Below are 25,767 nucleotides of genomic sequence, written 5' to 3'. Positions count from 1 at the left end.
GCTCAGCCCGCCGCCGCGCCGAAGAAGGCGAGCGCCTGCTTCAGTTCCGGGTGCTGCTGCGCCGCCTCCGCGACCGGCACCCCGCCAGCCACCGCCTCCCAGGCCTGGCGGATGCTGGCGACGCCGGCCGCCGGACCGCCGGGATGGGCGAGGATGCCGCCGCCCGCCATGAACAGCAGATCGGCATGGCCGATCGCGTCGAAGGTCGGCTGGGCCGTGCCGGCCCATTGCCCGGAGGAGAAGGCCGGCATGACCCGGTCGTCGGCGCCGTCGGTCAGCGGCGTCACGCAGTCCCGTGCCGAGGAGACGACCTCCTCGTCCTCCTGAGCAAACTTCCCCTGCACGCCATGGACATGCATGTGGTCGACACCGGCGAGGCGCCAGAGCGTCTGATAGGCCTGGAAGGAGATGCCGAGTAGCGGGTGGCGCGAGATCGCGCCATAGCCGTTGCGGTGCCCGTGCAGGGCGAGGTCGGTCGAGCGCCGCAGAGTCTCGATGGCCGAGAAGCCGCACCAGTTCAGGCTCGCCATCACGCAGGTGCCGCCCTCGCGCGCCACGAGGTCGGCATGGCGGCGCATCGCGTCGGTCTCGTCGGTGATGTTGAAGGCGATCATCACCGCCTTGCCGGTTTTGTCCTGATGGCGCCTGACCGCGGCCATCACCGCCGGCACGCGCTGCGCCAGCGGCGCATGCACCGGATCGGCGCAGATCTCGTCATCCTTGATGAAGTCGAGCCCGGCTTCGCAGAGCCCCGCGACCAGCTCGGCCGTCTCATCTGCGCTCAAGCCCACATTGGGCTTGATGATCGAGCCGACCAGCGGCCCGCTGGCGACCCCGGCAAGCCGGCGCGTTCCCGCGATGCCCTGCGCCGGCATCGGAAAGCGCCGTCGGAACGACCAGGGCAGCGTGATCGTGTCGAGCCGAAGACCCGTGACCTCGCCGAGATCGTAGAGATTGCCGGCGACGATCGAGGCCAGCGTCGCGAGATTGGCACCGACATTGTCGACCGGGAAGGAGATGGTGACGCGCGCCCGCCGCCACGGCCCGGCGACGCCCTTGCGCGCCAGCCAGGCATTGGGAAGGCTCGGCTCGTCCGCTGTTTCGAGAACCGCCACATTGGTGACGACGGCCCGCGCCCGCTCGCGCAACGCATCGGTTTCGCCGGCGACGCGGGTGAACGTGCCGCAGGATTGCTCGCCCGCCATCACCTCCGCGACCTTGCGCGGGTCGAGCGGCGTCTCGATCAGATAGGAGGCTTCGAAGCGATTGTTCGTCATCTGCGCAATCCTGGTCGTTCCCGGAGGGCGTCAATCTCGGGCTCGCCCCGAGAATCTCATGACCAGAAGCGCTGGTTTCCGAGATAGCCGGGTCAAGCCCGGCCATGACGCACTGTATGCCGCGCGCCTTCAACCCGCTGCAGCGGCGAGCCTGCTGAGATCCGGAAACGGCCGCACCGGGTCCTTGCCGTCCCAGGTCTCCGCGGCCTCGCGGATCAGGCGGAACATCTCGCCCTTGGGGCCGGCGACCTCGGAGAGCTCGATCACCGTGCCGGGATGGTAGTGGGTGTCGAAATAGACGAAGCGTCCGCGCTCGCCGACCTCGCCCGACATCACCGGCTTGAAGCCCTCGGCGAGCAGCCGCTCCATGTCTGCATCGTAGTCCGAGGTCCAGTAGGCGACATGCTGCAGGCCGGTATGCCCGGCATCGGTGAAGTCCTTGTACATGGACGGCACGGCGTTGCGGCACTGGATCAGTTCGATCTGCAACGGTCCGGAATTGGCGAGTGCCACTGAATTATGCGGCTCGTACTCCTCGCCCTTGTACCGGTAGTTTTTGATCGGCACCTTCGGATTGTAGAAGAACGGGCCGACGCCGAGCACCCGGCTCCAGTAGTCCATCGCCGCCTCGATATCGGGGACGACATAGCCGGCCTGGCGGATCTGGCCGAAGAAGCGGCTCATGGCTTTGGTCTTTCGCTTTCGAGAGGGGAATCAGAGGAAGCCGATGGAGATCCACGGCACGGCGGCGACGATGACGAGGCCGACCAGCAGGGCGAGCACATAACCCCAGATATATTTCAGCCCCTCGTCGGGATTGATCTTCGAGATCGCGCAGGCGCCGTAGTAACCGACGCCGAAGGGTGGCGCGAAAAGCCCGATGCCCATCGCGAAGATCACCACCATCGCGTAATGCACCTCGTGCACGCCGATCTGCTTGGCTATCGGGAAGAGCAGCGGGCCGAACAGCACGATCGCCGGGATGCCCTCGAGCACGCTGCCGAGGATGACGAAGGCGACGATCGAGATGGCGAGGAAACCCCAGGTGCCGCCGGGCACCGCCGCCATGACCTTGGCGAGGTCCTGCGAGAAGCCCGACTGCGTCAGCCCCCAGGCCATCGCCGTCGCGCAACCGATGATGAAGATGATCGCGCCCGTGAGGGAGGCTGTGTCTACCAGCATGCCCTTGAGCCGGCGCCAGTCGAACTGGCGATAGATCAGGATGCCGGCCAGCACGGCATATGCGATGCCGATGGTCGAGACCTCGGTCGCGGTGGCGACGCCCTCGACCACCGCAGCGCGGATCACGAAGGGCAGCGCGATGGCGGGCGCCGCGATCAGGCAGAGTCGGCCGATCTCGCGCTTCGAGTATTTGGTGACATGGCTGAGGTCCTCACCCCGGTTGCGCCGCCAGACGACGAAGCAGAGCGCGATGCCGAGCACGACGGCCGGCAGCATGCCGCCGGTGAACAGGGCCGCGATCGAGACGCCGGTGACCGAGCCGATGGTGATCAGCACGATCGAGGGAGGGATCGTCTCGGTCTGCGCGCCGGTCGCCGAGAGGAGCGCGACGAGATCGCCCGGCTTGGCGCCGCGCTTCTGCATCTCCGGGAAGAGCACCGGCGCGATCGCGGCCATGTCGGCGATCTTAGAGCCGGAGATGCCGGAGACCAGATACATCGCGCCGACCAGCACATAGGAGAGCCCGCCCCGGACATGGCCGAGCAGCGACGCCAGGAACTGGATCATGGCGCGGGCCATACCGGTCATCTCGATCAGCGCGCCCAGGAAGATGAAGAGCGGCACGGCGAGCAGGATGAGATGGCTCATGCCCTCATCGAGCCGGCCGACCATGACGATCATCGGCGTCGAGGTCGTCAGCGAGAGATAGCCGAAGGTGGCGAGCGCGAAGGAGAATGCGATCGGAACGCCGGCGAAGACGTTGGCTGCGACGATGCCGACAAAGAAGATCAAGAGGTTGAGCTTGCCGAGCGGCTTCAGCGCGGGGCCTACGACGTAGAACAGGGCGACCAGCGCCGCAGTTATCCCGGCCGCCAGCACGACGGTTTTCCAGGAGCCGAAGCGCATCAGCCGGCAGAAGGCGGCGAACAGCATCAAGACGATGCCGATCGGCAGCGCCGCGGCGCGCCAGCTATTGGCGATCTCCAGCGCCGGCGTGACGATGAAGCGCTCCTCCTCGGCATAGTCTAGCGCATCCGGCAGGATCATCACCAGGAAGGCGATCGCGGCGGTGATGGCGAGCGCCTCGAGCAGGAGCCGCGTTTGCGGCCCGACGCGGCTGACGAGGCCGGTCATCCGCATATGTTCGCCGCGCCGGAGCGCGACGACGGCTCCGAGCATGGAGAGCCAGAGGAACAGGATCGAGGCGAGTTCATCCGACCAGACCAGCGGGGCGTGGAAGGCGTACCGGGCGGTGACGCCGGCGCCGAGGATGACGATCTCGGTCAGGACGAGCACGGCCGCAACCGCCTCGACCAGCGAGCCGACCGCATGGTCGAGCCGGCCGACGAAGCGTCCAAGGCCCGTCGCAGGCAAAGCGTGCGACGGCATCATGGCGATATGCCCGGCCATGGCGATTTCCTTCATTTCCTATTCGCGGTCATCCCGGGGATTACAGGAGGCCCGGGATGACCTTGATCCGATGGGTCGACTCGCTCAAGCGAGCTTGCCGACCGCGCCTTCGAGCAGGCCCCAGGCCTCGGCGCCGAAGCGCTCCTGCCATTCCTTGTAGAAGCCGCCTTCGCGCAGCTTGGCCCGGAAGCTGTCCGGATTGGTCTTGTTGAAGGAAAGCCCCTTCGACTGAAGGTCGGCCTGGACGGTCTCGTTCAGGCTCTTGATGTCGCCGCGCTGGGCGACGCCGGCATCGTTGATGGCGGAGGCCACGATCTTCTGGATGTCGGGCGGCAGGCCGCGCCAGGCGCGCCCGTTGGCGATGAACCAGAACCCGTCCCAGATATGGTTCGAGATCGCGCAGTGCTTCTGCACCTCGAACAGCTTGGCGACCTGGATGATCGGCAGCGGGTTCTCCTGCGCGTCGACCACCCTGGTCTGCAGCGCCGAATAGACCTCCGAGAACTGCAGGCTGGCGGGGGCAGCGCCGAGCGCCTTGAACATCGAGATCGAGAGCGGCGAGACCGGCACGCGGATCTTCAGCGAGGCCATGTCGGCCGCCTGCTCGATCGGTTTGCCCGAGGTGGTCATCTGGCGAAAGCCGTTGTCCCACATCTTCTCGAAGGCATAGAGGTTCACCTTCTCGATGGCGGCGCGGACATGCGCGCCGACCGGCCCGTCCATTGCCTTCCAGACCTGATCATAGTCGGCGAAGGCGAAGCCAACGGCGTTGATCGCCGCTACCGGCACCAGCGTCGCGATCACCAGCGCCGACGGCGTGAAGAAGGTGATGCCGCCATTGCGGACCTGGCTCAGCATGTCGGTGTCGCCGCCGAGCTGGTTGTTGGGGAAGATCTTGATCTCGACCCGGCCGTTCGTCTCCTTGGCGACGCGTTCGGCCGCCTGCTGGGCGCGGATGTTGAGCGGATGGCTGAGCGGCAGGTTGTTGCCGTATTTCAGCTCGATCTCGGCGGCCCGCGCGATCATCGGCATGCCGATCAGCGAAGCAGCGGGAACGGCGGCGAGGCTCTGCAACGCAGCGCGGCGGGTCAGTCCGGTCATGATGTCCTCCCAGGTTCGCTTGATGCGATTTGATTGCTCTTGATCGTCTTGCACTCAGGATAGAAATCACGTCTGATGGTCATCAAGATCATTTTGTGATGGTTTTTGATGGAATGAACATCCCGGTTTCGACGCCCGCACAGCTTCTGGAGGCGAACTCGGAGGCCGCTCCACGCCGGCGCCAGATGGCGCGGGTCGAAGATGTCGCGAAGCTCGCGGGCGTCTCGACCGCGACCGTCGACCGCGTGCTGAACCAGCGGCCGGGCGTGCGGGCCGCAACGGTACAGCGCGTGCTCAAGGCGGCCGGAGAGCTCGGCTACGTCATGGAAGGCGCCCTCCCCGCCAGCGCGTTGCGGCCGCTCCGACTAGCCTTCCTGTTGCCGGCCGGCACCAACCGCTTCCTCAGCCTGCTCGGCCGCCAGATCGCCGGTGCGCAGGACCAGCTCGCCTCCTTCAACATGCGCGCCCGCGTCGAATACATCGAGAGCTTCAAGCCCGAGCTTCTCGCCCAGCATTTGCGCCAGGCAGGACGCGACGTCGACGGCATCGCCTTCATGGCGCTGGAGCACCCTTCCGTGCGCGAGGCGGTCGACGGCCTCGCCGAGCGCGGCGTGCCGATGGTGACGCTGATCTCCGACATCGCCAACAGCCGCCGCGTCGCCTATGTCGGCCTCGACAACCGCTCGGCCGGGCGCACCGCCGGTTATCTCGTCGCGCGCTTCATCGGCCGCCGTCCGGCCAAGGTCGCGATGATCGCCGGCAGCCTGAGCTATCGCGCCCATGAGGAGCGCGAGATGGGCTTCCTTCACCTGTTCCAGGAGCTTTATCCGGCGATCGAGGTCGTCGGCCTGCGCGAAGGGCATGACGACGAGGGCCAGAACTACCGGCAGACAAAGACCCTGCTGGCGCAGCATCCGGACCTCGCGGGCATCTACAATATCGGCGGCGGCGCCGAGGGCATAGGCCGGGCCCTGAAGGAGACGGTACGCCAGCACGAGGTCGTCTTCGTCGGCCATGGCCTGACGCCGGACACCCGTGCTCTGCTGATCGACGGCACCATGGACGCGGTGATCACCCAACACCCGCAGGCGACGCTGATGACCTGCGTCTCGATCTTCGCCAATCTCCGGGCCGGGCGACCGGCGACCGAGGGCACGAGCCGGCCCAGCACGGAGATCGTGCTGCGCGAGAACCTGCCCTGAGGCTCGCGGTGCCGGGCCGCCCTCAGCGCCCGGTCAGGAAGTAGCCGGACAGGAAATAGGCCATGGCCGAAATCGCACCGGCCGCCGGCATCGTCACGATCCACGCGAAGACGATGCCGCGCGCCACGCCCCACCGCACCGCAGCCATCCGACGGGCCGCGCCGACACCGATGATCGCGCCGGTGATGGTGTGCGTGGTCGAGACGGGGATGCCGAGATAGGTCGCCATGAACAGGGTGATCGCCCCGCCGGTCTCGGCGCAGAAGCCCTGCTGCGGCGTCAGCCTGGTGATCTTCGAGCCCATGGTGTGGACGATGCGCCAGCCGCCGCAGAGCGTGCCGAGCGCCATCGCCGCCTGGCAGGAGATCACCACCCAGAACGGCACCGAGAAGGTGTCGCCCATCATGCCGTGCGAGAACAAGAGCACGGCGATGATGCCCATCGTCTTCTGCGCGTCATTGGCGCCATGGCCGAGCGAGTAGAGCGAGGCTGAGACGAATTGCAGCGCCCGGAAGGTGCTGTCGGCCTTAATTGGCGCCACCTTCAGAAAGCTCCAGGAGACGATCAGCACCAGCAGCAGCGCCAGCGCGAAGCCGATCGCCGGCGACATGAAGATCGCGACGAAGGTCTTGCCGAGCCCCCACCAGACGATCGAGGAGAAGCCCGCCTTGGCGAGGCCCGCCCCGACCAGACCGCCGATCAGCGCATGCGATGAGCTCGACGGGATGCCGGCGATCCAGGTCAGCACGTTCCAGGCGATGGCGCCGGTCAGCGCACCGAAGATCACCCGGTCGTCGACGATCGCCGCCTGGATGATGCCCGAGCCGACGGTCTGGGCGACGTGCAGCCCGAAGAACATGAAGGCGATGAAATTGAAGAAGGCGGCCCAGAACACCGCCCATTGCGGCGCCAGCACCCGCGTCGAGACGATGGTGGCGATCGAATTCGCCGCGTCGTGCAGGCCGTTCAGGAAGTCGAACAGCAGGGCGACGGCGATCAGGAAGATCAGGGCGGTGGCGACACTCGAAAGGTCCACGGCGCGTGCCGCCTAGAGATGTTCGAGCACGATGCGGCTGACCCGCTTGGCGACATCCTCGAGCCGGTCGACCACCTTCTCGAGATGGTCGTAGATCTCGGCACCGACGATGAAGCCCATGGCGTCGCCGCCCCGATGCGCCCGGAACAGCGCCTTCAGGCCGTCGCCATGGATCTCGTCGGAATGCTCCTCGATCGCGCCGATCTCCTTCGCGAGGGCTCCGATCGCGATCGCATGCTTCTTGATGTCCCGCAGCATCGGCAGCAGGACGGAGACACGCTCCGAAGCCTTCACGATCACCGCGCCGAGCTCGGCCATGCCGGGCTCGAAAGCCTCGACCTCGTAGAGCGTGATCGCCTTGGCGGTCTTCTTCATCTGGTCGATGGCATCGTCCATCGAGCCGATCAGCTCCTCGATGTCGCCGCGGTCGAACGGTGTGATGAAGCTGCGCCCCGTCTCCAGCATGACCTCGCCAGCGACCTCGTCGGCCAGATCCTCCTGCTTGAAGATCTCGGCACAGCCGGCCTCGACTGGCATCCGCCCGGAGAGCAGCGCATCCAGCGCCTTCGCCCCAGCCACCAGCGGGACCGCATGCGCCTCGAACAGATCGAAGAACTTGGGTTCTTTCGGAAGCAGCTTCTGGAACCAGCCGAGCACCGCGCACCTCGTCGTGATCGCACGGCCAGCCTCGCCGCCAACAGCGAAAAACAAGCCGAATTGCCGGCAGCTTGTGTGACAGTTTCATGACTGCCGCAACTGCATGCTGCGCTGTCTCACCCGTTCTTTCGCCTTGCCGCCCTGTGTGGAGCGAATGGGTTACCTCGCCGGAGCAAGGCGGGCCGGGGCCAAAGCCCCCCTCCCTTGCGTCATCTTGAATTGGCAAGCGTTACGCGGAGGCGCATAGCTATCGCGGCTGGCGGGGCCCTGAAGGGAGGACTGGCCATGCACGCAATCGTCAGAGCCTATTCCGGCAAGGGAGCCAAGGAGCTTTTCGACCTGCTCGAGAAGCGCAAGGCCGACGTCGAGAAGCTGATGCGGACAGTGACGGGCTTCTCGAACTACGCGCTGATCCGCACCGCCGATGGCGGGGTTTCCGTCACGGTCTGCAAGGACAAGGCCGGCACCGATGAAAGCCTGAAAGTGGCGAAGGAGTGGATCAAGGAGCACGCCGCCAATACCGGCGTCGGCGCTCCCACCGTGATGGAAGGCGCCGTTCTCCTGCACGTGAAGTGACAGGCGCGACATGATCGAAGGGCCGCCGACCGCGGCCCTTCCTCCCGCCGGGCGGCCGCGCTGCCGGTCTATGCGGGCCGATTTCCCGGCTATATGACGGTTCGATGAGCCGCCGCGCCCTTTCTCTCTGGCTTGCCCTTTCCGTCTTCGGCTGGCTCGCCGCCGGGCCGGCGGAGGCGCGCCGTGTCCAGGTCATTACCTCGTTCCCGCCCTCCTTCTTCGAGCCGTTCCGCAGCGCCTTTCGCGCCCGCCATCCCGACATCTCAGTCGAGATCGTCCAGCGCAAGACGACCGCCGCGCTCGCAGACATCCACGCCCAGAAGCGGCCGGAGACCGATCTGTTCTGGGCCTCGGCGCCCGATGCCTTCGAGCTCTTGAAGCAGGCCGGACTGCTGGCGCAGCTGCAGCCGCGCGCGACCGGCGCCCCCGAGACCATTGCCGGCTATCCCGTCAACGATCCCGCCGGCCGCTATCTCGGCTTCGCCATTTCCGGCTACGGGCTGGTCTACAATCCCGGCTATCTCGCTGCCCGCAATCTGCCGGTGCCGCGCAACTGGTCCGATCTCGCCGCCCCTGCCTATGCCGGCCATATCGGACTGACCTCGCCGGCCCGGTCCGGCACCACCCATCTGATGGTAGAGGCGCTGCTTCAGTCGCTCGGCTGGGAACGCGGCTGGGCGCTCTGGTCGGCGATCGGCGGCAATCTCGCGACGCTCACCGCCCGCAGCTTCGGCGTCACCGCTGGCGTCGCGCGCGGACGCTTCGGCATCGGCATCTCCATCGATTTCCTGACGGAAACGGGCGCCGCCGACGGCGAGGCCAACCGTTTCGTGCTGCCTGAGGAAACCTTGTTCGCGCCAGCCAGCATTGCGCGGCTCGCGACCTCGCCCAATCCCAAAGAGGCCGAGCTCTTCGTCGACTTCGTCCTCTCGCCGGAAGGACAAAGGCTGCTGCGCGAGCCGAAGATCGGCCGCCTCGCCGTCTCGCCCGCCGCCTATGGCCCGGACGAAACGCCGCCGCATCTCTCGGATGCGACGGGACTGTTCAGCAAGGCCCGCTTCGACGCCGGCCTCTCGGCGAGCCGCTACGAGCTCGTCAACATCATCTTCGACGAGTGGATCACCTTCCGCCGCGCCGAGCATGCGAGGCTGTGGCGCAGCCTGCAGGCGATGGAAGCGGCGCTGCTCAGCCATCCCTCCGAGCAGGCGGCCCGGCTCCTGACCCAGGCTCGTGCCGCGCTGACCCGCCCGCCCGTCACCGCGGTCGAGCTGGAACAGCCCGAGCGCTTCCGCGATCTTGTGCGCGTTCCGCGCGGGGTCGCCGCCCCCGAAGCGCAGGCGAAGCTGGAGGCGCAGATCCGCGCCGCAATCGCCTCCCATGCCGCCGAGGCTGCCGATGCGCTGCGGCGGGCGACCGAGCGGCTCGCCGCCCTTGGCTGGACCGGCGCCGAAGACGGCCTTGCGGGAGGGCGGCCGTGAGCGGGATCTGGCCCGGTAGGCGCTTCGGCATTGGCGGCCGCCTGATCGCGGCCTTTCTGGGCGTCGGCCTCTTCGCCGTCGGCGCCGGTATCGTCGGCGTCATCTCCTATGAGCGGCTGAGCAAGGAACTCGCCGCCATCGCCAGCGACCATTTGCCAGGCCTCGCCTCGGCGGCGCGGCTCGCCGAAGCGAGCGCGCGCGTGATCTCGGCGATGCCGGAACTCGCCAATGCCGAACGGCGCGACGTCTATGAGCGCGGTCGGCGCGCCGTCGGCGAGCGCCTGGACGAGCTCGACCGCGTCCTCTCCGAACGCAAGCAGGGCGGCTTCGACGTGCCGGCGCTGACGGCGGTCGCGACCGCGATCCGCAACAATCTCGCGGCGATCGACGCCGTCTCCGAGCGCCGTTTCCCACTGGGCGAGCGTAACCGCGCCATCGGCGAGGAACTGCGCTGGCTCCAGGCCGATTTGCTCGACGAGATCGAGCCGCTGACCGATGACGCGCGCTTCAACATCGAGACCGCCCTGGGCCAGGCCAATACGGCTGCGGCAGAAGCCGGCCGTCCCAACGCCATCCGCGAGGAGACGCGCAAAAGCGAAGCCCTGATGACGCTGAACGCCCAGGCGAACCTGATCGTCGGGCTGTTCGGCCGCCTGGGCGCAGTGCGGACCCGCGAGGACATGGAGCAGACCGGCCATGTCATCGGCGAGGCCGTCGACCAGCTCGAGGTTGAGGCCAAAGCGCTCGCCGGCTGGCCCGACACCATCACCATCCGGCAGATCACCCAGCGCCTGATCGGCCTCGCCGACACGACGACCGGCCTGCCCGGGATCAAGCGGGCCGAACTGGCCGCGATGGCCGATGCGCAGCGCCTGATCTCGGAGAGCCGGCGCCTCGTCACCGAGCTCGGCACGCTTGTCTCCCAGGAAGTCCAACGCACCGAGGCCGTGGCCAAGGCCGCCGCCGAGCGTTCGGCGCAGGCGATCCTGCTCGGGCGCAATCTGCTGCTGGCGATCGCCGCCGCCTCGCTGCTCGGCGCACTTTTGATCGGCTGGTTCTATGTCCGCCGCCATCTCGTGGCGCGGCTGCGCGTCCTGACCGAGGCCGCGACCAGTATCGCCAGCGGCCAATCCTCCGCAGTCCTGCCCAAGGCCGGCAATGACGAGCTCGGCGATCTCGCCCGCGCGCTCGCCGTCTTCCGCCAGACACGCGACGACCTGATCCAAGCCGCCAAGCTCGCGGCCCTCGGCCAGATGGCGGCGGGCCTCAGCCATGAGCTCAACCAGCCGCTCGCCGCGATCCGCTCCCATGCCCATAACGGCGCGCTGCTGCTCGAGCGCGACCGGCCGGAGGATGCACGCCAGGCTCTCGCCCGCATCCAGGCCCTGACGACCCGCGCCGCCGAGCTGATCGCACATCTCAGGCGTTTTGCCCGCAAGCCCGGCGTGGTGCTCGCCCCGGTCGAGGTCGGCGAGGTCGTCGAAACCGCCCTCTCCCTGTTCGAGCCGCGCCTCGAAGCCGAAGGCGTGGCGCTGAAGCGCGAGCTGCCGCGCGACCGGCTCTACGTCCACGCCGAGGAGATCCGGCTGGAGCAGGTGCTGGTCAACCTCGTCGCCAACGCGCTCGACGCTGTCGCCGGCCGGTCCGGCGCGACGCTGACGGTCGGCGCGCGCCGGCGTGGCCGCAGCGTCGAACTCTGGGTCGAGGATAACGGCCCCGGCATCGACCGCCCGCATGTCGAGCGGATTTTCGATCCCTTCTTCACGACCAAGCCGGTCGGCTCCGGCCTCGGGCTCGGTCTCTCGCTCTCCTACAACATCATCAAGGACCTGGGCGGCACTCTTGCCGTGGCGGAAACCAGCCCGAAGGGCACGCGCTTTCTGATCACGCTCGAGGGCACCACCACCCATGTCATGGCCCCGTTGGATACGAACGCATGAGCGCCCCGAAGGTCATCCTCGTCGATGACGATGCAGAGGTCCTCGAAGCCTGGCGGCTGACGCTGGAGCTCGACGGTTTCGAGGTCGTCGCCAAGCGCTCCGGCGACGCCGCGCTCGCCCTGCTCAACCGCGACAGCGCAGCCGTGATCGTCAGCGATGTCCGCATGCCCGGCCGCGACGGCTTCGGGCTGCTTTCGGCAGTGACCGCGATCGACGCGGAAATCCCGGTCGTCCTGATCACCGGCCATGCTGATGTCCCGATGGCGGTGAAGGCGATCCGCGACGGCGCCTGGGATTTCGTCGAGAAGCCGGCCGACCCGATCCTGCTGATCGAGACCGTCAGGCGCGCAAGCGAGTATCGCCGGCTGATCATCGAGAACCGCTCGCTGCGCGCCGGCGTCACGCCGGAAGACCCCTGGGCCGCCCGCCTGGTCGGCAATTCACCGGCCATCGCCAAGCTGCGCGGAAGGCTCACGCTTCTCGCCGATGCCGACACCGACGTGCTGCTCTTCGGCGAGACCGGCACCGGCAAGGAGGTTGCGGCGCGCGCTTTGCACGATCTCGGCCAGCGCCGCGGCGGCCGCTTCGTCGCCGTGAACTGCGGCGCCATCCCCGAAACCATGATCGAGAGCGAGCTCTTCGGCCACGAGGCCGGCGCCTTCACCGGCGCCCGCGAGCGCCGGATCGGCAAGATCGAGCATGCCAGCGGCGGCACGCTCTTCCTCGACGAGATCGAATCCATGCCGATGGCTGCGCAGGTCCGGCTGCTGCGCGCCCTGCAGGAGCGCCGCATCGAGCGGCTCGGCTCCAATCGCGAGATCGCAGTCGACATCCGCATCGTGGCGGCGACGAAGGTCGACCTTGCGACCCTCGCCAAGTCGGGCGGCTTCCGCGAGGACCTGGTCTACCGCCTCAACGTCGTGACATTGCGCCTGCCGCCGCTGCGCGACCGACGCGAGGACATTCCGATGCTGTTCCGGCACTTTCTGGCGCTGGCTGCGGCCCGTGTCGGCCGTTCCGCGCCGCCGCTCGGGCGCGATCTCCTGCAGCGCCTGTCGCGGCAGGACTGGCCGGGCAATGTCCGCGAATTGCGCAATGCCGCAGAACGCAGCCTGCTCGGCATGGACGAGGAGTTCGAGGATGCCGCCGTGGCTGCGCCGGGCGGTGTCGAGCGCACGCTGGAGGAGGAGATCGCGCTCGCCGAGGCCGAGGCGATCGGCGCCGCGCTGAAGCGCCATGGCGGACGCATAGGCGTCACGGCGGCGGCCCTCGGCATCACCCGCAAGACGCTTTACCTGAAGATGCGGCGCTACGCGCTGGGCGGCTCCGCAGCCCTCGCCGACTGACGCGGCCAAGCTGCCGCGCTGATGTTACCGCGCTGACCCATCGCCCCTCCGACAGGTTACCGGAGCGACCCCGGAATTGGGCCCGCCCGGTAACATCCCGTCGGATTCCGCAATGGATTCAACAGCACCCGCGGTTGGCATCACAGTTGCTGTCCAGGACGCATCGACCTCAAGGTCGAGCTGAAGAAATTGTCCTGGAGGAAACCATGCTCAATCGCAGGGCCGCGCTGGCGGCCACCCTCGGTCTTTCGCTGAGCGCGTCGTTCGCGACCATCGCCATCGCCCAAGCCCCCTCCGGCAAGGTCACGGTCGTCACCTCCTTCTCCAAGGACGTCACCGACCCGATCAAGAAGGCCTTCGAGAAGGCGGTTCCGGGCGTCACCCTCGAGGTCCAGAACCGCAACACCAATGCCGGCGTGAAATATGTCGAGGAGACCAAGGCCAACAATCAGGTCGACCTGTTCTGGGCCTCGGCGCCGGACGCCTTCGAGGTGCTGAAGGGCAAGAAGCTCCTCACCGCTTACAAGCCCAAGGCCACCGGCATCCCCGAGAAGATCGGCTCCTATCCGATCAACGACCCGCAGGGCTTCTATTTCGGCTTCGCGGCCTCCGGCTACGGCATCATGTGGAATGACCGCTACGCCAAGGCCAACAAGCTGCCCGAGCCGAAGGACTGGCAGGACCTCGCCAAGCCGGCCTTCTACGACCATGTCTCGATCGCTGCGCCCGCACGGTCGGGCACCACGCACCTGACCATCGAAACCATCCTCCAGGGCGAAGGCTGGGAAAATGGCTGGCGCACCATCAAGACCATGGCCGGCAATTTCCGCTCGATCACCGAGCGTTCCTTCGGCGTGCCGGAGGCGGTCAATTCCGGCCAGGTCGGCGTCGGCATCGTCATCGACTTCTTCGCCCTCTCGGCGCAGGCCTCGGGCTTCCCGGTCAAGTTCGTCTATCCGAGCGTGACCACCGTTGTCCCGGCCAATGTCGGCATCATCGCCAACCCGCCGAACAAGGCGGCGGCCGAGGCCTTCATCGAGTTCCTGCTCTCCCCGACCGGCCAGGAAGTGCTGCTCGAGCCCGGCATCCGCCGCCTGCCGGTCAACCCGGCAGTCTACGCCAAGGCCGGCGCCGACTACCCGAACCCCTTCACCGATCCGCGCTTCCAGAAGATGATCGGCTTCGACGTCGACAAGTCGGAGGCCCGCACCGCCGTCGTCGACACGCTGTTCGACCAGCTGATCTCCTTCCAGCTCGACGCGCTGAAGGGCGTCACCAAGACGCTGCACGAGGTCGATGCCGCGCTCGCCAAGAAGCCCAACCCGCAGGCCAAGGCCCTCGCCGACGAGGCCCGCGCCCTGATCGCCGCGCTCCCCGTGACGCAGATCCAGGCCGCGAGCCCCGAACTGCGCGGCGCCTTCACCGGCGGCAAGGAGAAGGGCGCGCGTCAGGCCGAGATCGAGGCGCAGTGGGCGAGCTTCGCCCGCGACAACTACGCCAAGGCCAAGGTCAAGGCGGAAGAAGCGCTCAAGGCCGCCAAGTAAGGCCCTCCGACCGCAAACTCATCCCGGACCCGCGGCGAAGCCGCGCCGGTCCGGGGTCCAACCCGGCGCGGCAAGCCGCGCCCGGATCCCGGCTGGCCCATGCGGCGGCGGCCCGGATGACGCTGCGCCCTTTCGTCGACGATCAGGATCACCATGACCGCAATCCCGACCTCGGCTCCCCGTGCCCGACGCCTGGCGGCAACGCCCGGCCAGATCGCGCTCGCGCTCGCCATCGCCGCCTTTCTGCTGATGTTCCTCGTGCTGCCGGTAGCGACGGTGATCTACGTCGCGTTTACCGAGAAAGGCACCTCGAACTTCACGCTGGTGAACTTCTACGATTTCTTCCGCACCGAGCTGTTCATGCGCTCGCTGTGGAACTCCTTCTACGTCTCGGCGATGTCGGTGGTCTGGGCCTCGGTCTTCGCCCTGCCACTCGCCTATCTGACGACGCGCTTCGTCTTCCGCGGCGCCGCCATCGTCCAGACGCTCGGCTTCCTGCCGCTGATCATGCCGCCCTTCGTCGGCGCGGTGGCGATGCAGCTCTTCTTCGGCCGCAACGGCTCGATCAACCTGCTGCTCGACGACTGGTTCGGCTTCAAGATCGACTTCATGGAAGGGCTGAACGGCGTCATCTTCGTCCAGTCGGTCCATTATTTCCCGTTCATCCTGATCAACCTCTCGGCGGCGCTGCGCAATATCGACCGCGCCATGGAAGAGGCCGCGCAGAATCTCGGCTCCTCGGGCTTCCGACTGTTCCGGCGCATCGTCTTCCCGCTCGCCATGCCGGGCTATCTCGCCGGCGCCTCACTGGTCTTCGTCAAGGTCTTCGACGACCTCGCGACCCCGCTGCTGCTCAACGTCAAGGACATGCTGGCGCCGCAGGCCTATCTGCGCGTCACCTCGATCGGCATCGCCGACCCGATGGGCTACGTCATTTCCGTCGTGCTGATCGTCGCCTCCGTCACCGCCATGTGGCTCTCGGCAAGGGCGCTGAAGGGGCGTGACTACGCCACCACCCAGCGCGGAGGCGGCGGGCTCGCCAAGCGCGAGATGACGCGCTGGGAGGCCGTGCTCGGCTACGGCACCGTCTTCCTGATCCTGGCGCTGGTGCTGGCTCCGCATATGGGCCTGCTGCTGCTCTCCTTCGCCACGATCTGGTCGTATTCGCCGCTGCCCGACGCCTTCACCATCGCGCATTACGGCCGCGTCTTCGGCGAGAGCTCGATCTACATCAAGAACACGCTGATCTATGCCACCCTCGCCGGCGGCATCGACATCGTGCTCGGCGTCGCCATCGCCTATCTCGTCCTGCGCACCAAGCTCGTCGGCCGCGAATGGCTGGACTGGATGGCAACCGCCGCACTCGCCATCCCCGGCGTCGTGCTCGGCATCGGGTACCTGCGGACCTTCTACGGCGTGACGCTGCCTGACGGCACGCCGTTGGCGTCGCTCTGGATCACCATCGTGCTGGCGCTCGCCATACGGCGCCTGCCCTATGCGCTGCGCGCCTGCTATGCGGCGCTCCAGCAGATCTCGGTCTCGCTCGAGGAAGCCGCGGAAAATCTCGGGGCAACCAAGTCGCGCACGGTGCGCCGCATCGTCGTGCCGCTGATGGCCGGCGGCATCCTCGCCGGCTTCGTCACCTCGTTCTCGACCGCCGCGGTCGAGCTCTCGGCGACGCTGATGCTGGTGCAGTCGAACTCGGACGCGCCGCTCGCCTACGGACTCTACGTCTTCATGCAGTCGGCCGCCGGCCGGGGGCCCGGCGCTGCGCTCGGCGTCGTCGCGGTCCTCCTCGTCGCCGCCTGCACCTTCCTCTCTCATCTCATCATCGAACGCAGCCAGAAGGCCAAGGGAATGGGCCACTGACCATGAACGCAAACGTCTCTCTGACCACACCCGCCGTCTCCGTCGACATCGAAGGCGTCAACCTGTCCTACGGCACCAACCATGTGCTGAAGGACGTCAACCTCGCGATCCGGCCGGGCGAATTCTTCGCCTTCCTCGGCCCGTCCGGCTGCGGCAAGACCACGCTGCTGCGCCTGATCGCCGGCTTCAACCAGGCCGACACCGGCCAGGTCCGGCTCAGCGGCAAGGACATTTCGGGCCTGCCGCCCTGGAAGCGCGATGTCGGCATGGTCTTCCAGTCCTATGCGCTCTGGCCGCATATGACGGTCCGCCGCAATGTCGCCTTCGGCCTCGAGGAACGCGGCGTGAAGCGGGCCGAGGTCGAGCAGCGTGTCGAGGCCGCGCTCGGCCTCGTCGGGCTCGCCCATCTCGCCGACCGGCGGCCTTCCCAGCTTTCCGGTGGCCAGCAGCAGCGTGTCGCGGTGGCGCGCACCGTCGCTGTCGAGCCCAAGGTGCTGCTGCTCGACGAGCCGCTCTCCAATCTCGACGCCAAGATGCGCGTCCAGGTCCGCCGCGAGCTGCGCGACCTGCAGCAGCGGCTCGGGCTGACGACGATCTTCGTCACTCACGACCAGGAAGAGGCCAACACGATCTGCGACCGCATCGCCGTGATGAGCGACGGCGTGGTCCAGCAGGTCGGCACGCCGATGGAGCTCTATGAGCGCCCCGCCAACCTCTTCGTCGCCAATTTCCTGGGGACGGCGAACATCCTGGAAGGCAAGGTCAAAGGCGCCGGAGAGACCCGCGCCTTCGAGATCGAAGGGGGTTTCTCCGTGCCGGTCCCGGCCGACCGCACGGTGCCCGAGGGCGCCCGTCTGGTCTTCCGCCCGCAGCATGCCGGCCTCGTCGCAGCCGGCACGGCCGCGCCTGGCCTGATCGCCCTGCCCTGCCGCGTCGTCCATCGCGAATTCCTCGGCGCCAGCGTCCGCTACGGCGCCCGCATCGGCAATTCGGAGGTCTCGGTCGATCTGCCCTTCCAGTCGGGCAGCGATCTCCACGAGATCGGCACGGATGCGACGCTGACGCTGCCCCGGCACGCCTTGATGTGGCTCGCCGCCTGAGCTACCGGCCTTGGCTGGATTATGACGATTTTGTGTCACATACTGTTCTCAGGGCCCCGCGAGGGGCCCATCCAATGGGAGAAGACGCCTTGTTCGATCTGAAACTTGCCCGCCTCGCCGCGGCGGCCCCGCTCGCCTTCGCCTTCATGGCGGCCACCGCCGTCCCCGCCCAGGCGCAGGATGCCTGCGCGAACCGCGGCCAGCTCGACACCAATTACTGCGATGCGAACAACGATCTCGTCGCCGACGTCCCGACCGACGCCTCGAAGCTGAAGGACCCCTCGGCACTGGTCTGGGCCTATACGCCGGTCGAGGACCCCGCGGTCTATGCCAACATCTTCAAGCCGCTGACCGACCATCTCGCGACCTGCACCGGCAAGCGCATCGTCTATTATCCGGTCCAGTCGAACTCGGCCGAGATCGAGGCCATGCGTTCGGGCCGCCTGCATTTCGCCGGCTTCTCGACCGGCCCGACCGGTTTCGCCGTCAACCTCGCCGGCGCGATCCCGTTCGCCGCCAAGGGCTCCGCGGAAGGCGTGCGCGGCTACAACCTCGTCGCCGTCGTCAAGAAGGACAGCCCCTACCAGAAGCTCGCCGACCTCAAGGGCAAGAAGGTCGCTCACACCTCACCCTCGTCGAACTCGGGCAACCTCGCCCCGCGCGTGCTCTTCCCCGAGCATGGCCTAGAGGCCGAGAAGGACTACAAGCCGCTGATGTCGGGCGGCCATGACAAGTCGATCCTCGGCGTCGTCTCGGGCGACTACGACATGGGCGCCGTCGCCGGCGACGTTTACGAGCGCATGATCGTGCGCGGCACGATCAAGAAGGACGACACGCGCGAGATCTATCGCAGCGCCGTGTTCCCGACCTCCTCCTTCGCCTATGCCCACGACCTGAAGCCCGAGCTCGCCAAGAAGCTGACCGAATGCTTCTTCTCCTTCCGGTTCACGCCGGAGATGACCAAAGAGTTCAACGGCGACGACCGCTTCCTGCCGATCACCTACCAGAAGGACTGGGCGATCGTGCGCGATGTCGCCGAGAAGTCGGGCACGCCCTATAACAAGGCCGCCTACGACGCCGAGTCGAAGCGCGAGGCCGATGCCGCCGCCAAGAAGAAGGCGCAGCCCGCGCCGGCCAAGGCTCCCTGACCGGAAAGCAGCCGCATCTCATGAGCGCCTTGCCAAACGAAGCGTCCGGCACGTGCCGGACGCTGATCATCCGCAATCTCGTCAAGGAATACCGGGCTGGCCAGCCCGTCCTGCGTGATATCTCCTTGACCATCGACGAGCCCGGCACGGTCGCCATCATCGGCCCGTCCGGCACCGGCAAGTCGACGCTGATCCGCTGCATCAACCGGCTGGTCGACCCGACCTCCGGCTCGATCATGCTCGACGGCGTCGATCTGGCGAAGCTCCAGGGCGATGCGCTGCGCCAGGCGCGCCGCCGCCTCGGCATGGTCTTCCAAGAGTACAACCTCGTCGAGCGGCTGACCGTGATCGAGAACGTGCTCTGCGGCCGGCTCGGCTATGTCCCGGTCTGGCGCAGCTGGACCCGGCGTTTCCCGGAAGCCGACATCGCCCGCGCCTTCGCCCTGCTCGAATCCGTCGGCCTCGGCGATTTCGCGACACGTCGCGCGGATCAGCTCTCCGGCGGCCAGCGCCAGCGCGTCGGCATCGCCCGCGCCGTGATGCAGGAGCCGGATCTCGTCCTCGCCGACGAGCCGACCTCCTCGCTCGACCCCAAGACCTCGGTCGAAATCATGGAGCTGCTCGCCGAGGTCGGCCGCGACCGCGGCATCCCGGTCCTCGTCAACATCCACAATGTCGCGCTGGCGAAGCGCTACGCACGCCGCATCATCGGCATGTCCAAGGGCCTGATCGTCTATGACGGCCCGCCCGCCGGCCTGCAGGATTCCCATCTCGCCGAGATCTATGGCGGCGAAGGCTGGATGGAATGAGCGCGCTTCCCGCCACCGGCAGCCTGCGCAGCCGTGCTTTTCCGCCGAACTGGCCGCTACGCATCGCCGCGGTGCTGTTCCTGGCCTATGTCGCCTACGCCGCCCAGATCCTGGACATCCGCTGGGAGCGCTTCGTCCAAGGGCTCGACAACGGCGCCCGCTTCCTCGGGCGGATGTTCCCGCCCAACACCGCCGCCGACAAGATGCAGCTCTTGCTCGACGGCATGCTGGAATCGCTGCAGATCGCGATCATCGCGACCGGCGCCGGCGTGCTACTGGCCTTGCCGCTCGGCCTGTTCGCCGCCCGCAACCTGATGCCGCTGCCGGTCACCGTGCTGGCCCGCGGCCTGATCGCGCTCTGCCGCACCTTCCATCCGGTCATCGTCGCGATCCTGTTCGTCAAGGCCGTCGGCTTCGGCGCCCTCGCCGGCATTCTCGCCCTCATCGTCGCGACGCTCGGCTTCATCGCCAAGCTGATCGCCGAGGCGATCGAGGAAATGTCGATGAAGCCGATCGAGGCGCTGCGCGCCGCCGGCGCTCCGTTCCTCTCCGTGGTCATCATGGGCGTGGTGCCGCAGGTCCTGCCGCGCTTCATCGGCTTTGCCGCCTATCAGCTCGATTCCAACCTCAGGAACTCGGCGCTGGTCGGCCTCGTCGGCGGCGGCGGCATCGGCGCGACCCTGTTCACCGCCTTCCAGCGCTTCGACTACGACTTCGTGCTGACCATCATTATCGCGATCATCGCGGCCGTGATGGCGGGCGAGGTGCTCTCGGCCTTCATGCGCCGGATCTACCAGGACGAGGCGCCGACGGGCGAGGTCAAGCGCGGCCCCACCGGCCCGATCTGGCACCGCTTCACCACGACGGAGCGGACATTGCGGCTCGCCTTCTGGGGCATCGCCGCGCTGGCGCTCGGCTGGTCGTTCCAGACCATCGAGATCATCCCGGAGTTCCTCTACGACGCGCCGCAGCAGACGGCCGACCTGTTCGCCCGGATGTGGCCGATCGACTGGAGCTACTATGGCAGCACGGTGCAGACCGCTTTGGTCGAGACGCTGCACACCGCGACGCTCGGCACGATCCTGGCGATCCTGCTGGCGACGCCGGTCGCGCTGATGTGCGCCCGGAACGTCTCGACCTCGATCTGGGTCAACACGCTCGGCCGCTTCATCCTGGTCGCGACCCGCTCGGTCCATACCCTGGTCTGGGCCCTGCTCTTCGTTGCGGTCTTCGGCCCGGGCGCGCTCGCCGGCGTCATGGCCGTCGCGGTCCACTCGATCGGCTTCACCGGCAAGTTCCTGGCCGAGGCGATCGAGGAGGCCAAGCCCGGCCCGATCGAGGCTTTGCGCGCCGCCGGGGCGCCGCGCCGCGCCGTGCTGCTCAAGGGCTTCTGGCCGCAGGTGAAGCCGGCCTTCCTCGCCGTCAGCCTGTTCCGCTGGGACATCAATGTCCGCGAGAGTGCCGTGCTCGGCCTCGTCGGCGCAGGCGGCCTCGGCGTCGCGCTCCAGGCGGCGATGGACAATCTCTACTGGGATCAGGTCGGACTCGTCCTCGTGGTGATCTTCGCCGTCGTCGTCGTGACCGAGCTCGTCACCTCGGTGGTCCGCGCCCGCGTCATCTGACGCTGGCCCCATGAGTTCCGGCGCAATGGGCGCCGGAACTCGCTTCACGGAGCCGGCCTCACCGGGCCGGTCCAGAACGTCCCGCGCAGCGGGGCGGCAAGGAAGCGGCGATTGATCTCGTCGAGCGTTTCCTGGGGCTCGATCCCCGCAAAGAGATCGGGATGCGTCCATTTCGCCAGCGCCTCGATCGCGACGATGTGGACGGGCGTATGCACGAAAAGGTGCCAGAGCCCGAAGGCCTGCCGGCGCGACACCGCTCCGAGCGCGGCAAGATCGTTGCGCTCCAGCAGCGCTGTAAAGCCCCGGGCCGCACGCTCGGCCGGGACGCCCGGGCCGAGCACGAAGCCGCTGCTATCGGCGCCTTCCGAGATCCCCGTCGCGACATAAAGATCGGCATCGCGCGTCAGCACGAACTCGCGGCTGAGCTGGCCGACCGGCGCACTGATCTTCTCCGCACCGATGTTGTGGCCGCCGGCGAGCCGGATGAAGCCGTCGATCGTACCCGGCCCGGCCGAGAAGCAGCATTCCGGCCGCGCCGCGAAAGCATGCAGGAAGACCGATGGGCGAGGCGTGGCAGCAGCTTGCAAGCGCATCTCGATCGCGGCGAGGCGTTCGCCATAGAAGGCCAGAAAGGCTTCCGCCTGCTCGTCTCGACCGAGCAGCTTGCCGAGGATGCGCAGGCTCGGCGCAGTGTTGCGCAGCGGATCGAGAAAGAAATCGACGATGGCGACCGGTATGCCGGCCGCCTCGATCTGGGCGATGGCGGGCGGTGCCTCCGCGCCATAGCGGAAGGCGTCGAAGCGGCTGAGCAGGACGAGATCGGGCTTCTGCGCGATCACCGCCTCGGCCGAGATCGATTCGAAGGAACCGCGGCCGATCACCGGAACCCTGTCGATCGCGGGAAAGCGCTCCCGCAGGAGCGTCGGCTGGATCGCATTGGCGCCGCCCTCGGCCCAGCCGGCGAGCAGGCCGACCGGCTCGGGATGCAGCAGCGACAGCGCGTCGAAACTGACCCAGGCGCCGAGCACGATGCGCTGCGCCGGCCGCGCCAGCACGAGCTCGCGCCCGGCGATATCGGTGACCCGGATCGGGCCGGGCGCGGCTTCCTGCGCCAGCGGCCAGCTGGCCGGCACCAAGGCGACGGCCAGCAGCACGAGCAGCATGATCACGTGCGGAAGCCGCCTGCCCCACGCTGCCCACATGGCCCGGGCACGAATCTCGCTTATGACCTCACCAGCGATAAGTCAGGGTCGCCAATACGCTGCGGCGCGAGCCGAGCGTGCAGCCCGGCACGTTGCCGCATTGCGAGACGTAATAGCGGTCGAACAGGTTCTTGGCGACGACCGCGAGCTTCGCGCCGTCCAGCGCCGGCGCGAGCTTGCCGAGATCATAGCTCAGGCTGGCGTCGACGAGCGTGTAGGACGGAATCCGGACCGTGTTGTTGGGATCGTAGGTGCTGCCGACATAGCGAATGCCGCCACCGAGTCCGAGCCCGGCAAGCACCCCGCCCTGGAAGGTGTAATCGGCCCAGAGCGAGCCCTGATGCATCGGCGTCGCCGGCAGGCGCTTGCCGATATCGGCGGCTACCGTGCTCTTGGTGATCTCGTGGTCGAGCAAGGCGTAGGACGCGATCAGGCCGAGGCCTTCGGTCAGTTGCGCGCGCGCCTCGATATCGAAGCCGCGCACCGAGACCTCCCCGAGTTGCACGCGGGCAAAGGAGTGGGCCGGGTTGGGATCGGCGCTCGGGGCATTCTGCTGGCGGATGTCGAACACCGCAGCGGTCAGCGACGCGTTGATCCAGCTCGGCTGGTACTTGATGCCAGCCTCGTACTGCGTCGCCGTCAGCGGCTTGAAGGCGTTGCCGTAGAAATCTGTCTCGGCCGTCGGCTGGAACGAGGTCGAGACGCTGGCATAGGGCGCGATGCCGTTGTCGAAGACATAGCTCAGGCCGGCGCGGCCGCTGAAGGCGCGGTCGCTGGTCTTGGAACGCACCATCGTCCTGGTCGTCAGCGTTTGCGTGCGCGTCCTGATATCGGCGATGTCGTAGCGGCCGGAAAGCGTGGCGACCCAGCGATCGAACTTGATCTGGTCCTGGAGATAGAAGCCGAGCTGGCGCAGTTCGGCATCCTTGCGCTGGAAGTTGATGCCGGGGTCGGCGATCGCCGCGCCATAGACCGGATTGAAGATCTGGATCGAAGCGGCCGGACCGCGGCCGACATCGTACTCGCTGGTCTCGTTACGGTAATCGAGGCCGAGCAATGCGGTATGCGAAAGCGGCCCGGTGCCGAATTTCGCTTCCAGCCGGTTGTCGAGGGTCAGGGCGCGCGCGGCGGCGTCGATCCGGAAGGCGGCGCGGTTGAGCGTGCGGTTGTCGGCGAGCAATTCGCCATTGCGGTTGACGGCGCGTAGATAGATGTCGTTCTGCGTATAGCGCAGGTTCTGGCTGAAGCTCAGGCTGTCGTTGAAGCGATGCTCGAAGGCATAGCCGATCGAGCCCTGATCGCGGTCGAAACGGTCGAATCCGGGCTCGCCGGCATAGCGGTTCCACGGCAGACGGCCGTTGACCCGGTTAGGGTAGAGCGTGCCGGAACTCGGCAGGTAGTTGAAGCTGGTCTTGCCGTCGCGCTCGCGCAGGTACTGCGCCATCACGGTCAGCGTCGTGTCGGTGCTCGGTCGCCAGGTGAAGGCCGGCGCGATGAAGAGGCGATGATCGTCGATGAAATCGGTCTGCGTTTCCGAGATTCGCCCGAGCCCCGTGAGGCGGTAGAGGAATTGGCCCTGCGGATCGATCGGCCCCGAAAAGTCGAAGGCCGCCTGCGCCCGGCCATAGCTGCCGGTCTGGAACTGGACTTCGCGGAAAGGGATCGCCAGTGGGCGCTTGCTGACCATATTGACGAGACCGCCCGGCCCGCTCTGGCCATAGAGCACCGACGACGGCCCCTTCAGCACCTCGATACGCTCGAGCCCGTAGGGCTCGATCACCGAAGTCGTCCAGTCGGCCGTCGCCGCGCCGTCCGGCAGGCGCATGCCATCGAGGAAAAGGTCGCCCTTGAAGCCGCGGATCTGGGTATAGCTGTCGAATTGCGAGGCACCGCCATAGAGCTCGCCCCGCACGCCGGCGGTGTAGCGCAACGCCTCGCTGACGCTCTGCGCGCCCTGTGCCCGGATTTGGTCGGCGGTGACGACGTTGATCGTCTGCGGCACTTCCAGGATCGGCGTGTCGGTTTTGCTGCCGGTCGCGCTGCGGGTCGCGACATAACCGTTCACCGGGCCGGTCCCGGTTTCGCCCTGCCCCTGGACCTCGATGGTGTCGAGCCGGATCTGCCCAGAAGCCTCCTGCGCCTGTGCCGGCTTCATCGACAAGACGAACAGTACCGCGATGGACGCACCATATGCCCCCGCAAGGCGCGACTGCATCGAACGGCCTGAAATGCGCCTTGATCCAAATCCGCCGGCCATAAGTTCTTTCGTCCCAATCACGCTTGAGTTGCTTTCGCTATCGCTGCATTATTCTTGGAACAGACCTAATTTAGATGAGTTTTAAACTGGGTCGAACCACTAATATTATAACCTCGCCCCATTCTCGACCGTGGCTCAGAGTCGATCGGGATCGGGTCAAATTTTGTCGCTCAGGTGCCAATTTCAGCAAAATCACCGCGATCGGGTCAGGACGTGCTTCCGACAGTCGATCGCCTGCCGCTTTACGAGGAAGCTCCGCGCGCCGTCGTGGCTTTCCACCAGGCCTTCCACAGCGGGGCGCGGACCCGCTGGCACAGCCACCGGCGGACGGAAATCCTGCACGCCTCGGGCGGCCTACTGGTGCTGCATACGGAGAGCGGGACCTGGACCGCTCCGGCGGGGCATGCGCTTTTGGTTCCGGCCAACGTCCCGCATGAACTCGCCGGCTATGGCTGCTGCGAGATGCGTGCCGCCTTCCTGATGGACGAGGCCCTGGGTGCCGCGCTGCCGAGCGAGTGCCGCGTCATCGCCGTTTCGGAGCTGCTCGACGTCGCGCTGCGCGCGCTCGCCAGCGGACCGGAACTCTACGACGTCGAAGGACGCGGCGGCCATCTCGCGGCCCTCGTCGTCGAGGAGATCCGCGACGCCACGGAAATCCAGATCGCCCTGCCCATGCCGCAGAATCCCCGCTTCAAGAAGCTCTGCCGCGACATGGTTCAGAAGCCGGCGCTCGACCTCGATCTCGATGGCTGGGCCGACGCGGTCGGCGTAAGCCGCTCGACCTTCACCCGGCGCTTCCGCTCGGAAACCGGCCTGAGCTTCGCCGAATGGCGGCGGCGCCTGCGCATGCTCTACACGCTGACCTTGCAGGCGGACGGCATGACGCTGCGCGAGGCGGCGCGCGCGGCGGGATACCAAAGCCCCAACGCCCTGCGCGACATGATGCGGCGGACAATGCCGGAAACACTGCGCGCGCACGGCTGAGCGGCGCCTGCCAGCGCACGCGGCAAT

Annotated in this window: 20 protein-coding genes; 12 read left to right on the top strand and 8 right to left on the bottom strand. The window is 67.3% G+C overall.

Going from position 1 to position 25,767, the window contains the following annotated elements:
- Positions 1-2: 2 nt before the first annotated feature.
- From DK26_RS20555 to DK26_RS20540, 4 genes are all read right to left on the bottom strand, one after another.
- Positions 3-1,277 carry a ribulose-bisphosphate carboxylase large subunit family protein gene (locus DK26_RS20555; protein ID WP_066476273.1) on the bottom strand — a complete coding sequence of 425 codons (1,275 nt, stop codon included), beginning with the start codon at positions 1,275-1,277 and terminating at the stop codon, positions 3-5.
- 129 nt (positions 1,278-1,406) lie between these two features.
- Positions 1,407-1,961: a VOC family protein gene (locus DK26_RS20550; protein ID WP_066476272.1), complete on the bottom strand. Its 555-nt coding sequence runs from the start codon at positions 1,959-1,961 to the stop codon at positions 1,407-1,409.
- A gap of 30 nt (positions 1,962-1,991) precedes the next feature.
- On the bottom strand, positions 1,992-3,851 hold the full coding sequence (locus DK26_RS20545) for a TRAP transporter large permease subunit (protein WP_248310056.1): 1,860 nt from the start codon (positions 3,849-3,851) through the stop codon (positions 1,992-1,994).
- Positions 3,852-3,953: 102 nt separating this feature from the next.
- A complete protein-coding gene (locus DK26_RS20540) occupies positions 3,954-4,970 on the bottom strand; it encodes a TRAP transporter substrate-binding protein (RefSeq protein ID WP_066476270.1) in 1,017 nt (338 codons plus the stop codon).
- A gap of 98 nt (positions 4,971-5,068) precedes the next feature.
- Between DK26_RS20540 and DK26_RS20535 the strand changes: the two genes are divergently transcribed.
- Positions 5,069-6,172: a LacI family DNA-binding transcriptional regulator gene (locus DK26_RS20535; RefSeq protein ID WP_248310052.1), complete on the top strand. Its 1,104-nt coding sequence runs from the start codon at positions 5,069-5,071 to the stop codon at positions 6,170-6,172.
- A gap of 22 nt (positions 6,173-6,194) precedes the next feature.
- On the opposite strand, the gene DK26_RS20530 is transcribed toward DK26_RS20535, so the two are convergent.
- Both DK26_RS20530 and DK26_RS20525 read right to left on the bottom strand, forming a co-directional pair.
- Complete coding sequence (locus DK26_RS20530; RefSeq protein ID WP_066476268.1) at positions 6,195-7,208, bottom strand: inorganic phosphate transporter; 1,014 nt, start codon at positions 7,206-7,208, stop codon at positions 6,195-6,197.
- 12 nt (positions 7,209-7,220) lie between these two features.
- Complete coding sequence (locus DK26_RS20525; protein ID WP_210312364.1) at positions 7,221-7,919, bottom strand: DUF47 family protein; 699 nt, start codon at positions 7,917-7,919, stop codon at positions 7,221-7,223.
- Positions 7,920-8,150: 231 nt separating this feature from the next.
- Between DK26_RS20525 and DK26_RS20520 the strand changes: the two genes are divergently transcribed.
- The 10 genes from DK26_RS20520 to phnE all read left to right on the top strand — a co-directional run bounded on the left by DK26_RS20520 (position 8,151) and on the right by phnE (position 21,297).
- Positions 8,151-8,441 carry a hypothetical protein gene (locus tag DK26_RS20520; RefSeq protein WP_066476266.1) on the top strand — a complete coding sequence of 97 codons (291 nt, stop codon included), beginning with the start codon at positions 8,151-8,153 and terminating at the stop codon, positions 8,439-8,441.
- A gap of 104 nt (positions 8,442-8,545) precedes the next feature.
- Entirely contained in the window at positions 8,546-9,919 is a 1,374-nt protein-coding gene (locus DK26_RS20515; RefSeq protein ID WP_066476265.1) for an extracellular solute-binding protein, read from the top strand.
- The gene (locus tag DK26_RS20510; protein ID WP_248310051.1) at positions 9,916-11,859 is read left to right on the top strand and encodes an ATP-binding protein; all 1,944 of its coding nucleotides are present in this window, start codon (positions 9,916-9,918) and stop codon (positions 11,857-11,859) included. Before DK26_RS20515 ends, DK26_RS20510 begins: the two co-directional genes overlap by 4 nt.
- Positions 11,856-13,205 (top strand): sigma-54 dependent transcriptional regulator, encoded by a 1,350-nt coding sequence (locus tag DK26_RS20505; protein WP_066476264.1) that lies wholly within the window; start codon positions 11,856-11,858, stop codon positions 13,203-13,205. The genes DK26_RS20510 and DK26_RS20505 overlap by 4 nt, the downstream gene beginning before the upstream one ends.
- 206 nt (positions 13,206-13,411) lie before the next feature.
- Entirely contained in the window at positions 13,412-14,749 is a 1,338-nt protein-coding gene (locus DK26_RS20500; protein ID WP_066476262.1) for an extracellular solute-binding protein, read from the top strand.
- Between the two features lie 153 nt (positions 14,750-14,902).
- Positions 14,903-16,618 (top strand): iron ABC transporter permease, encoded by a 1,716-nt coding sequence (locus DK26_RS20495; protein WP_066476261.1) that lies wholly within the window; start codon positions 14,903-14,905, stop codon positions 16,616-16,618.
- Between the two features lie 2 nt (positions 16,619-16,620).
- Positions 16,621-17,718, top strand: coding sequence for an ABC transporter ATP-binding protein (locus tag DK26_RS20490; protein WP_066476259.1), 1,098 nt, complete (start codon positions 16,621-16,623; stop codon positions 17,716-17,718).
- Between the two features lie 146 nt (positions 17,719-17,864).
- The gene (gene phnD / locus DK26_RS20485) at positions 17,865-18,866 is read left to right on the top strand and encodes a phosphate/phosphite/phosphonate ABC transporter substrate-binding protein (RefSeq protein ID WP_066476480.1); all 1,002 of its coding nucleotides are present in this window, start codon (positions 17,865-17,867) and stop codon (positions 18,864-18,866) included.
- 20 nt (positions 18,867-18,886) lie between these two features.
- On the top strand, positions 18,887-19,675 hold the full coding sequence (phnC, locus tag DK26_RS20480; RefSeq protein ID WP_066476257.1) for a phosphonate ABC transporter ATP-binding protein: 789 nt from the start codon (positions 18,887-18,889) through the stop codon (positions 19,673-19,675).
- On the top strand, positions 19,672-21,297 hold the full coding sequence (gene phnE / locus DK26_RS29760; RefSeq protein ID WP_248310050.1) for a phosphonate ABC transporter, permease protein PhnE: 1,626 nt from the start codon (positions 19,672-19,674) through the stop codon (positions 21,295-21,297). Before phnC ends, phnE begins: the two co-directional genes overlap by 4 nt.
- Positions 21,298-21,341: 44 nt before the next feature.
- Here the strand turns inward: phnE and DK26_RS20465 are convergent, their stop codons facing one another.
- The gene (locus DK26_RS20465; protein WP_248310055.1) at positions 21,342-22,460 is read right to left on the bottom strand and encodes an ABC transporter substrate-binding protein; all 1,119 of its coding nucleotides are present in this window, start codon (positions 22,458-22,460) and stop codon (positions 21,342-21,344) included.
- Between the two features lie 67 nt (positions 22,461-22,527).
- Positions 22,528-24,654 (bottom strand): TonB-dependent siderophore receptor, encoded by a 2,127-nt coding sequence (locus DK26_RS20460; RefSeq protein WP_248310054.1) that lies wholly within the window; start codon positions 24,652-24,654, stop codon positions 22,528-22,530.
- 315 nt (positions 24,655-24,969) lie between these two features.
- On the opposite strand from DK26_RS20460, the gene DK26_RS20455 reads away from it, so the two are divergent.
- Entirely contained in the window at positions 24,970-25,740 is a 771-nt protein-coding gene (locus DK26_RS20455; protein ID WP_066476254.1) for a helix-turn-helix transcriptional regulator, read from the top strand.
- Positions 25,741-25,767 lie beyond the last annotated feature (27 nt).

This window comes from Allobosea sp. WAO (genome assembly GCF_001509835.1).
Taxonomy (GTDB): domain Bacteria; phylum Pseudomonadota; class Alphaproteobacteria; order Rhizobiales; family Beijerinckiaceae; genus Allobosea.
Note: the sequence above shows the minus strand (reverse complement) of the source record. Positions and strands in the feature narration are given on the sequence as shown.

What these genes read in the sequence shown, in the direction of transcription:
- DK26_RS20555 (WP_066476273.1), bottom strand. Translation starts at nt 1,277, where the DNA reads ATGACGAACAATCGCTTCGAAGCCTCCTATCTGATCGAGACGCCGCTC.
- DK26_RS20550 (WP_066476272.1), bottom strand. Translation starts at nt 1,961, where the DNA reads ATGAGCCGCTTCTTCGGCCAGATCCGCCAGGCCGGCTATGTCGTCCCC.
- DK26_RS20545 (WP_248310056.1), bottom strand. Translation starts at nt 3,851, where the DNA reads ATGATGCCGTCGCACGCTTTGCCTGCGACGGGCCTTGGACGCTTCGTC.
- DK26_RS20540 (WP_066476270.1), bottom strand. Translation starts at nt 4,970, where the DNA reads ATGACCGGACTGACCCGCCGCGCTGCGTTGCAGAGCCTCGCCGCCGTT.
- DK26_RS20535 (WP_248310052.1), top strand. Translation starts at nt 5,069, where the DNA reads ATGGTTTTTGATGGAATGAACATCCCGGTTTCGACGCCCGCACAGCTT.
- DK26_RS20520 (WP_066476266.1), top strand. Translation starts at nt 8,151, where the DNA reads ATGCACGCAATCGTCAGAGCCTATTCCGGCAAGGGAGCCAAGGAGCTT.
- DK26_RS20515 (WP_066476265.1), top strand. Translation starts at nt 8,546, where the DNA reads ATGAGCCGCCGCGCCCTTTCTCTCTGGCTTGCCCTTTCCGTCTTCGGC.
- DK26_RS20505 (WP_066476264.1), top strand. Translation starts at nt 11,856, where the DNA reads ATGAGCGCCCCGAAGGTCATCCTCGTCGATGACGATGCAGAGGTCCTC.
- DK26_RS20500 (WP_066476262.1), top strand. Translation starts at nt 13,412, where the DNA reads ATGCTCAATCGCAGGGCCGCGCTGGCGGCCACCCTCGGTCTTTCGCTG.
- DK26_RS20495 (WP_066476261.1), top strand. Translation starts at nt 14,903, where the DNA reads ATGACCGCAATCCCGACCTCGGCTCCCCGTGCCCGACGCCTGGCGGCA.
- DK26_RS20490 (WP_066476259.1), top strand. Translation starts at nt 16,621, where the DNA reads ATGAACGCAAACGTCTCTCTGACCACACCCGCCGTCTCCGTCGACATC.
- phnD (WP_066476480.1), top strand. Translation starts at nt 17,865, where the DNA reads ATGGCGGCCACCGCCGTCCCCGCCCAGGCGCAGGATGCCTGCGCGAAC.
- phnC (WP_066476257.1), top strand. Translation starts at nt 18,887, where the DNA reads ATGAGCGCCTTGCCAAACGAAGCGTCCGGCACGTGCCGGACGCTGATC.
- phnE (WP_248310050.1), top strand. Translation starts at nt 19,672, where the DNA reads ATGAGCGCGCTTCCCGCCACCGGCAGCCTGCGCAGCCGTGCTTTTCCG.
- DK26_RS20465 (WP_248310055.1), bottom strand. Translation starts at nt 22,460, where the DNA reads ATGCTGCTCGTGCTGCTGGCCGTCGCCTTGGTGCCGGCCAGCTGGCCG.
- DK26_RS20460 (WP_248310054.1), bottom strand. Translation starts at nt 24,654, where the DNA reads ATGAAGCCGGCACAGGCGCAGGAGGCTTCTGGGCAGATCCGGCTCGAC.